Here is a 6,588-nt window from a genome sequence, read left to right as displayed (position 1 = left end):
CAGACACAGGGGACCCCGTCGGCCCCGCACTCGCAGCCGCCCTGGATTTCAAGCAAACCCGAAGGGCGGTCTGGGTGGTCGGCACAGACCCAGCCAGCGCCATGACAGAAGTGGCAATTTCTGTCGGTCAGCGCACCGAGCGGCGGGCCCAGTGAGAGTGGCATGCGGGCTTTTTTGGCGATCCACACCTCACCAGCGCCCGACACGTCGCCAAGGCTCGTCCTGTGCAAGGCTTCAGGCCGGCGGCGCCGTGCCCGGTGCGCGCCCGGTGAAGCGCAGGGCGGACAAGAAAAAGCCCGCCGAAGCGGGCCTAAAAACAGCCCAAAGAGGATAGAGACATGGATCGGGCTGCCGACGTCATCATCTGGCAGCGGGCTGACCGGCGGCTGAGTCGGCGGACACGAAACAGTCCCGTGTGAGATGCGCGACGCCATGCGATTGCGTCCAGATCCCTGTCGGCATCGCTGGTTTGCGACAGACCTGTCGGATTCTGCGCGCCGGGCACGGAGTGGGGCCGTCAGGAGGGCGGTTTCTCGGGACGTGCTTCGCTGCCGTCGCGTCGCCGCCGGCGCAGGTGCAAGCCGATCGTTACCGCGACGAACAGCACGGCGACCAAGCCGATCTTCTCGACGACTCCCATGTCGACAAAGACGGATTCCAGAGCGTAGCCGAAGGTGTAGCCCGCACCTGCGATCAAGGGCGCCCACAATGCCGCGCCCAGCGCGTTGAATGTCAGAAAACGCCAGGGAGACACGGTGCTCGCACCGATGGCGATCGGACCGAGGATACGAAACCCGTACATGAACCGCACGCCGATGATCAGGGGCGCGTCATAGCGCTGTAGAAGCGCCGTCACCACATTCGCGCGGACTTGGAGACGCGGCCGATTCGCGATCAGGCGCCCACCCACATAGCGGCCGAGAAAATAGAAGGCCTGGTCTCCCAAAGTGGCGCCGCAGAACGCCACGACCACTACATAGACGAACGACAGATAGCCCTCCTGCGCGGCCAAGCCCGCCAGCAGCAACACGCTCTCTCCCTCCATGAGGCAGCCGGCGAGCACGGCGAGGTATCCGTACTCCGAGAGAAACTGCGTTATCGACACGGGACTCTCCATCCACAGCCGCAAGACCGCCGCGCCCACCGGACGAACAGGCTCGCCCAATTCGATGGCCCGGTGAAGGCCTGCTCCGGCCCGCGGGTGCCGAGTTGAGGCAGGAGGAAGACGAGGTCGCTGCGCTTCATCCAGGCATGATCCTCCGAAGGCAGGCGAAGCGCAAAGGCGCGGTGCCGGTAGCCTTCTCGCCTCGTGTGCTGGCCCAGGTGCGGCGACTGTCCTTCGCAGCGGTCCACCGGTCCAAGAAGATCGCAACCCGAAGGGTTGTGGTGGTGGCAGGCAGCGCAAATATTCTCGAGCCAGGACCATGAAAACATATTCCCGGGCAGCGTGGGCTTAAGCTCGCAAGGCCGATTCAGCCCAAGCGCTTCGCTCTGATTGGCCCCCTCTTCAACATTTAGAGTGAACTGATTCGATGGACATCGACCCAAAAGACATCGTTGAAAACGCGAAGGAAGCCAGCGATCTAAGTGCGGCTCGGGCCGTACGCTTGAACGCGGCGGTGGCGATCACCGTGGCCCTGCTGGCAACGTTCATGGGTATTTGCAAGGTCAAGGACGACAACATCGTTCAAGCCATGCAACAGGCGCAGGCCGACAAGATCGATCACTGGGCTTTCTACCAAGCACGAAACATTCGACAAGATGTCGCAGAGGCGACTGCGACCCAACTTGAACTTGCTCCCCTAGGTCTCTCCTCGGAGGCCATTGCATCCCGTGACGCCGCCATCTCAAGGTATCGCATGATCGCTGACGAGCAAGCGAAAAAGAAGGATTTGCTAAAGGCATTGGCGGAGCAAGACCAAAAGACCTATGACGCGCTGAACTACCGCGATGACCAGTTCGATCTCTCCGATGCGCTGATCGCGATAGCGATAGCCATGCTGGCCGTCACCGCGCTGACTCGACTTTGGCCGCTATTTTGGGCTTCATTGGTTCCGACCGCTTTGGGCGTGCTGATGGGCATTGCAGGCCTGGCGTCCCTGCCGATCCATCCGAATGCGTTGATAAAACTGCTGTCATGATGCGCGTCTGGCCCCCGCCGCCCCGTTGACACGCCCAGCATGTTTTTGCGCCGTGGAGCTGACGTCCAGATACCATGCCAAGTGCACGAGCCGCTGCGGCCAGTCGTAGTGGATTCGCTCGCAGTCCTCGGGCTGGATTGCGTTGCAAACACCGAGCGCCCGAGCAGGGGCGGCTGCGCGCCGATGGTTTTTGGCAATCCCCACGGGCAGAGGCTTGCGAACCTTGTCTCTAGAACGCGAACATGCTTTTCAGGTTCTTCGCCGGCACGAATGCGGCGGCATTGAGTTCGACATTGCGCGTGTTGGCTCGCATGTCCAATCGGAGTAGCTCATCAAGTGTGCTTCGGTGATGTACCCTCCGCGGGTGGCTTGCAGGGCCAAGGCTCGAATGACGCCGCCTCGCCTCCAGCAGAAATGGGCAAGACTTGGTATCCATTGGAGCGCGGCGAACATTTGAAGCCAAGGTCAAGGCGAGCCTCGCACGCACCTCTCTGACGATCCATTCTGACGACGCCAGCGCACTTGCTGCGCGCCTGCCCGACTGGATAAACCGCGTTCTTCACAACGCGGGCGCGTCCGAATCCTGACCTGCACACTGGGTGCCGAGCGTTTGCGCACGCTTTGGCCTTAACGGGCGTTGGAGACCCCCCGGCCAGCAGCGCCTCGCAGCTCGCCAGCGTCGGGCCGCAATTCAGAGTGTAGGCGCCGCCGTTGTTTCATTATTTCGCCTCGCGCCTGAACCTTTCCGCCGGCACCGCCCCCTTGCGCTTCACCTTCACCCAGTCCCTCGACCGCACGCCCGGCAGGTAGGTGCTGGTCAGGCGCTTGGCCACCAGACCCTCGAGCTTCAGCGGCACCACCGCTTCATCGAACAGGCGACGCGCACCCTCTTCGAAGTAGCCGACCTTCAGCAGATTCGGCAGCGGGACCTTCGACAGCCGGTCGAGCGCCGCCTTGCGCGTGGTCAGTGCCCAACCGGTGATGTCGACGCCGCGAACGACCAGAAGGTCGGAGGTAGGCAACAGGATGCGCGCCGGCATGCCTTCGTCGGCGGCGCGCACGGTCCTGCAGGGCTTCAAATTCGCTGCGGCCGAGCTCGTCGAGCACGCAAACCTCACCATCGGTGATGTAGGGGCCGCCAGGGATTCCCGCCAAGGTTTGGCACACCTCCGGGAACCACTTTGATGCGTCAGCGCCCTTGCGCGTCTTGAGCCGGCAGCCGCCATGCCTGAACTCGGCCAGGATTCGGTACCCGTCGTACTTCAGCTCGTAGATCCACCCCGGCTCTTCCAGGGTGAGCGGCCGCTCGTCCAGCAGCATCGGCGAGAGCGTGGCGAAGTCGACCATGCCGGCATCCTTGCACCAGGCGCCGCAGCTGGCAATCCGACGAAGCCCACGCGAGATGATGATTGGGACCTACAGACCACGCAATCGAGCGCGGCGACGTTGGGCTTGCCAACTGGGAGAACACCATGCCTGACGACACCAGCAAGACCGGCCGAGACCGGAAGTTCATTTCGATCGGGGAAGACTACGAGGTGCGAGATTGGGCGCACAGCCTGGGATGCACGCCCGAGCAGCTGCGCGAGGCTGTCAAGGCCGTGGGCAACTCCGCCGACAAGGTGCGCGAGCACCTCTCGGCGAGGCGCGCCAAGCGCGCGGTGCGCTGAGGGCCTTGATTCGGGTGAGCCTGCGAAGACCACCAGAACCGCCCCTCCAGGTCATCACCTGAAGCGGCTGCGGCTGCGGCTGCTGACTGCGGCGGCGCAACCGGGGGTGCCTTCGGCTGAGCTTGGGCTTTGGATCGCTCCATTGTCCGAGGCTGGATCGGCCAGCCTCGTCAATTGCGTGGGAGTCAATATCCTGTGCGGTCGTGTGTTGCTGCCCAAAGGCGGCAACTGAGGCATCTGGCATCAAGAAAGTGATCGGTGCATGAAGCACTCGCATGTCCATTGTCCCGCGCTGCGTGGGGGCCTGCTGGCCTTGCTCGCGGCGGCGCTGTTCGGCATCAGCACGCCGCTGCTCCAGCGCTTCGGGGCGGGACTGGGGGCGTTCACGACCGCGGCGCTGCTCTATGCGGGAGCTGCCATCGTCGGCGCGCTGTCACGCCAGCACGTCGAAAAGGAAGCGAAGCTGGTGCGCGGTGACGCCCGGCGCCTACTGTCGATGGCAGCCTTTGGGGCCGTGCTGGGACCGGTCGCGCTGGCGTGGAGCCTGCAGCACACGAGCGGCACCGGCGCCTCGCTGATGCTGACGCTCGAAGCCCTGTTCACCGCCTTGCTGGCGCGCGCGCTGTACGGCGAGACCATGGATCGCCGCGTCTGGGCCGCCATGCTGCTGCTGCTTGCCGGGGGCATCGTGCTGGTGCTCGACCAGGGCCGCCAGGGCGGCAACCAGCTCTGGGGATTGCTCGCGGTACTGGTGGCCACCATGGCCTGGGGCGCTGACAACACGCTGTCCCGCGCTCTGGCCGAGCGCGATCCGGCCCAGGTGGTGCTCGGCAAGGCGGTGCTCGGTGCCTGCGCTACAGCGGTGCTGGCGCTCCTGTTCGGCGATCCGCTGCCCACCGTGGGCGCGGCACTCGGATTGCTCGTGGTCGGCGCCACCGGCTATGGTCTGAGCCTGCGCTTCTACTTGCTGGCCCAGAGGGCCTTCGGCGCGGCGCGCACGGGTTCGGTGTTCGCCTTCGCACCCTTCATCGGGGCCGCGCTGGCCATCGCGCTGGGAGATCGCAGCGGCAGCTGGATCATGGCGGCCGGAGGCCTGCTGATGATCCTGAGGCGTGGTGCTGCACCTGGCCGAATCGCATGGCCATGCGCACGAGCACGAAGCGCTGGAGCACGAACATGCGCACCGGCACGACGACGGCCACCACAACCACAGGCACGATCCAATGCCGGCCGGTCCGCACAGCCATCGACATGTGCATGAATCCCTGAGCCACGCACATCCCCATGTACCGGATGCACATCATCGGCATGAGCACTGATGGATGAGCCATCGAGCTCGCATCTGGCGATGCTTTGCCGGATGTGCATAGGGCGTTAAGGGGCTGGCGAAGCCGATCGACCTCAGAATGGTGTAAAGCCTGCCCTCAAAATCTGGAGTCCTTCGGACGAGGACGGTCCTGAGCCGCTGATCGGAATCTGCGCATCAACGCTTCGTCTGGCCGAAGCTGAAGTCGCCGAACGCGGTCACGCTATCGGCCTTGGTCCAGACGCCGATCCCACCAGGTCCCGAAATGTGCGCATCCTCGAACTTGATGAGGACCTTGCCATTCCACATCACCGCGATACGCGCGCCGGCGAAGTCTACGCGCAGTGTGTGCCATGCGCCCACCGACACAGGCGTGTTGACATACTTCAAGGTCCTTCGGTTGCCGCCTTCGGTGTAGTAGAGCGAGACGTTGTTCTCCAGCGCATTAGCACGCGCGACGTAGTAGTTGCTGCCGCTCTTCCAGCGACAGATCACGCCGCCTGCCTGGTCCTCGCGGCCTTCGAGCGGCTTCAACTTCACCTCGACGAAGCCATCGGTGATGGCGGTATCGGCGCGAACGCACCACGGAAACGTACCCGATCCGGACTGCATCAGCACATGGTGCGGGCTCGGGGCGCTGGCATCCGACTCCACGCTCCAGTGCGGGCTGCCGCGGCCCGTGATGCCGCAGGTCGAGCCTGCCGGCGCGCGGCCCAAGGTATCCGAGTCGAAGCGCACAGTCTGCGCAAGGGGTGCGGCTGCAGCGAGCAAGCTCGCAGCGAAGGCCATGCAGCGCTTCATGGCGACCTCACGATCTCGTCGCGCCGCTGGCCGCGAGGCGATCGGCAACTTTCTCCCACTGGATGTTCTGGAAGAAGGCATCGATGTACTTCGCCGCAGCCGCACCGAAGTCCATCTGGTAGGCGTGCTCGTACATGTCCATCACCAGTATCGGGGTGGTCGCCGCGGGGCCGTGCGCGTGGTCGGCCATCCAGTAGTTCTCGAGCTGCCGCGTGTGCTGGTTGAACCCCAGCACGACCCAGCCTGAGCCACCGCCCAGGCCGGCGGCGATGCGGCGGAACTCCGTTTCCCAGACGTCGAAGCTGCCGAAGGCCTGCGCGATCGCCTGGCGCTCCGGTGTGCCCGCTCGGCCATTGCCGCCGAGATTGTCGAAGTAGTCCTCGTGCAAGACCACGGAACCCGTGCGCAGCAACTGCTCGCGCTTGAGATCGTTGTAGACGTACGGCGGCAGGTCCTTGTCCGCCAGCGCATCCGCCAGGCGCTTCTTGACCACCGCCAAGGCCTTGACGGAGCCGCCATAGTTGTTCTCCCAATGCGAGCGGATCAGGCGTTCGGACAGATTGCTCAGCTTCGCTGGATCGAAGGGCAATGGCTTCAGGGTATCGCTACCCTGAAAGGCTGGGGCGCTACTCATCGTGGTCTCCTTGGAAGGGTCTGTGGCCGCCATGGC

The 6,588-nt window shown here is 64.2% G+C and carries 6 protein-coding genes and 2 pseudogenes; 3 read left to right on the top strand and 5 right to left on the bottom strand.

Translation table 11 applies throughout. The features are described from left to right. Positions 1 to 517: 517 nt before the first annotated feature. On the bottom strand, positions 518 to 1,105 hold the full coding sequence (locus tag J2739_RS27540; RefSeq protein ID WP_309907668.1) for a DedA family protein: 588 nt from the start codon (positions 1,103 to 1,105) through the stop codon (positions 518 to 520). Positions 1,106 to 1,532: 427 nt separating this feature from the next. Between J2739_RS27540 and J2739_RS27535 the strand changes: the two genes are divergently transcribed. Next, entirely contained in the window at positions 1,533 to 2,141 is a 609-nt protein-coding gene (locus J2739_RS27535) for a DUF4337 domain-containing protein (protein WP_309907666.1), read from the top strand. A gap of 719 nt (positions 2,142 to 2,860) precedes the next feature. Here the strand turns inward: J2739_RS27535 and J2739_RS27530 are convergent. Then, positions 2,861 to 3,202: an ATP-dependent DNA ligase gene (locus J2739_RS27530; RefSeq protein WP_309907664.1), complete on the bottom strand. Its 342-nt coding sequence runs from the start codon at positions 3,200 to 3,202 to the stop codon at positions 2,861 to 2,863. A 43-nt stretch (positions 3,203 to 3,245) separates the two neighbouring features. Then, positions 3,246 to 3,461, bottom strand: a pseudogene (locus J2739_RS27525) (ATP-dependent DNA ligase); the annotation flags it as partial. A gap of 152 nt (positions 3,462 to 3,613) precedes the next feature. On the opposite strand from J2739_RS27525, the gene J2739_RS27520 reads away from it, so the two are divergent. Beyond that, positions 3,614 to 3,811 (top strand): DUF3606 domain-containing protein, encoded by a 198-nt coding sequence (locus tag J2739_RS27520; protein ID WP_309907662.1) that lies wholly within the window; start codon positions 3,614 to 3,616, stop codon positions 3,809 to 3,811. A gap of 262 nt (positions 3,812 to 4,073) precedes the next feature. Further along, positions 4,074 to 5,130, top strand: a pseudogene (locus J2739_RS27515) (DMT family transporter). Positions 5,131 to 5,294: 164 nt separating this feature from the next. On the opposite strand, the gene J2739_RS27510 reads toward J2739_RS27515, so the two are convergent. Together J2739_RS27510 and J2739_RS27505 are read right to left on the bottom strand one after the other, a co-directional pair. Then, positions 5,295 to 5,966: a hypothetical protein gene (locus tag J2739_RS27510; RefSeq protein WP_309907660.1), complete on the bottom strand. Its 672-nt coding sequence runs from the start codon at positions 5,964 to 5,966 to the stop codon at positions 5,295 to 5,297. Continuing rightward, positions 5,926 to 6,552: a superoxide dismutase gene (locus J2739_RS27505; RefSeq protein WP_309907657.1), complete on the bottom strand. Its 627-nt coding sequence runs from the start codon at positions 6,550 to 6,552 to the stop codon at positions 5,926 to 5,928. Before J2739_RS27505 ends, J2739_RS27510 begins: the two co-directional genes overlap by 41 nt. Positions 6,553 to 6,588: the final 36 nt, after the last annotated feature.

The organism is Variovorax soli (genome assembly GCF_031454625.1).
GTDB lineage: Bacteria > Pseudomonadota > Gammaproteobacteria > Burkholderiales > Burkholderiaceae_C > Variovorax > Variovorax soli_A.
The sequence above is the reverse complement of the archived record's forward strand: the minus strand, read 5'-3'. Positions and strand labels throughout refer to the sequence as shown.

Coding starts and splice junctions, on each gene's coding strand:
- J2739_RS27520 (WP_309907662.1), top strand. CDS start 3,614: ATGCCTGACGACACCAGCAAGACCGGCCGAGACCGGAAGTTCATTTCG.
- J2739_RS27535 (WP_309907666.1), top strand. CDS start 1,533: ATGGACATCGACCCAAAAGACATCGTTGAAAACGCGAAGGAAGCCAGC.
- J2739_RS27505 (WP_309907657.1), bottom strand. CDS start 6,552: ATGAGTAGCGCCCCAGCCTTTCAGGGTAGCGATACCCTGAAGCCATTG.